Source organism: Bradyrhizobium sp. 62 (assembly GCF_023073035.1).
In the GTDB taxonomy this organism is placed as follows: Bacteria; Pseudomonadota; Alphaproteobacteria; order Rhizobiales; family Xanthobacteraceae; genus Bradyrhizobium.
The window spans coordinates 37,936-39,750 of record NZ_JADPIT010000029.1; the positions used below are offsets into that span (position 1 = coordinate 37,936).

Consider the following 1,815-nt stretch of genomic DNA (forward strand, 5'->3'; position numbering starts at 1 on the left):
GGGGAGGCCCCATGGACGCACGCGACTTCATCAAGGTCGGCATGAGCGCCGAGCGCACGCTGGTGGTGCCGGTGGAGCGCACGGTCGGGCATTTCGTGCCCGGCATGCCGATGGTCTATGCGACGCCGATGATGATTCTGGAAATGGAGATGACGTCGGGCGATGCGATTCGTGCGGCGCTTCAGCCCGGCTGGGTCACCGTCGGCACCGAGGTCGATATCCGCCATCTTGCAGCAGCCCTTGTCGGCGCGACGGTGCGGACTACCGCGAAGGTCATTGCGGTAGAGCGCCGCGTCATCCGCTTCGAAGTCGAGGCCTTCGAGGGCACGCGAAAACTCGGCGAAGGCCGCCACGCGCGCGGGCTCGTCAATGTAGCGATGTTCAACAAGCGGCTGGGGACGACGTAGCAGCCGCTTGCTCTGCCCTCATCCTGAGGAGACCGCGCAGCGGTCGTCTCGAAGGATCGCCACAGGCGAGAGCCGGGCCTGCATGGTTCGAGACGGCCCTTCGCGCTCCTCACCATGAGGGGATAGCTTCCTTACTTCGCCAATTCTTTCGACCGCTGCGTCGCCGCCGCGATCGCGCGGATCATCAGATCGCGCAGGCCTGGTTCGCCCATCAGCACGCCGAGTGCCGCGGCCGTGGTGCCGCCGGGCGAGGTGACGTTCTGGCGTAGCGTGCCGGAGGCAAGCTCCGACTGGTGGAGAAGTTCACCCGAGCCGGCGACGGTTTCGCGCGCGAGTTTCGTTGCCAGCGCCTCGGGCAAGCCCGCCTCGACACCGGCGCGCGCGAGTTCTTCGGCCAGCAAGAACACATAGGCCGGGCCCGAGCCGGACACCGCGGTCACCGCGTCCATCAGGCTCTCATCGTCGACCCATTCGACCGAGCCGGTGGCGCGTAGCAGCGCATCGGCCACAGCGCGTTGCTGTGCGCTGACGTTGTTCGCGGCGACAGCCACCGTGATGCCGCGACCGATCGCGGCCGGCGTGTTCGGCATCGCGCGCACCACCGCGCCGCCGCAGACCTCTTCGAGCGAGGCGATCGTAGTTCCCGCCATGATCGACACGACCGAGGTCTTGTCGGAGAGGAATGGCTTCAGCTTGGCGCCGGCCTCGCGGAACATTTGCGGCTTCACCGCGACGATCAGCGTCTCGACCTGGCCTGCCGTCGTCACATCAGGATTGAGCGCAACCCCCTTGGCGGCAAGTGCGGTGATCTCGGCCGAGATGTGTGGATCAATCACCGCGACGCGGCGCGGATCGAGCCCGCCCGAAAGCCATCCGGTCAGCATCGCGCCGCCCATCTTGCCGGCGCCGGCGAGCAGGATAGTGCCGGTGATGTTTTCGAGAGTGCCGTTGCTCGTCATAGCCGTTACCACAAACTCAGTGTCGTCCCGGCCTAGTGCGCAATTGCGCACGGAGAGCCGGGACCCATAACCACAACCGGTTTTAGTGGATGGAGGTGTTGGCAACAAGCAGCGTGCCACAAGCGAAATCACGCGGTATGGGTCCCGGCCCCCCGTGCGCAATGCGCACTAGGCCGGGACGACAAGAAAACTACGCCTCGCCCACCGTGTCGAACATCGCCGCGTCCATGGCTTCCGACGTGGACTTGCCCGCCCACACCACGAACTGGAACGCCGGGAAATAGCGCTCGCAGGCGTGGATGGCGCCGGCGAGCATGGCTTCGCATTGCCCGGTGGAGGCGGTGAGCCCGCCCGGCAGCACGAGGGCCTGCCGGTGCATGATCATGCCGGTGGTCGTCCACAGGTCGAAGTGCCCGACCCACAACTGCTCGTTGACGGCGGCGACGAGC

The 1,815-nt window shown here is 66.4% G+C and carries 3 protein-coding genes; 1 reads left to right on the top strand and 2 read right to left on the bottom strand.

Translation table 11 applies throughout. From position 1 onward, the window contains the following. Positions 1-11: 11 nt before the first annotated feature. The gene (locus IVB47_RS26890; protein ID WP_247428322.1) at positions 12-407 is read left to right on the top strand and encodes a hotdog domain-containing protein; all 396 of its coding nucleotides are present in this window, start codon (positions 12-14) and stop codon (positions 405-407) included. Positions 408-538: 131 nt separating this feature from the next. Here IVB47_RS26890 and proC read toward each other — a convergent pair whose 3' ends face one another. Continuing rightward, positions 539-1,366 carry a pyrroline-5-carboxylate reductase gene (gene proC / locus IVB47_RS26895; RefSeq protein ID WP_247465795.1) on the bottom strand — a complete coding sequence of 276 codons (828 nt, stop codon included), beginning with the start codon at positions 1,364-1,366 and terminating at the stop codon, positions 539-541. Positions 1,367-1,556: 190 nt separating this feature from the next. Next, positions 1,557-1,815, bottom strand: a 259-nt coding sequence (locus tag IVB47_RS26900; RefSeq protein ID WP_247465798.1) for a YbjN domain-containing protein, incomplete at its 5' end; no start/stop codon positions are given.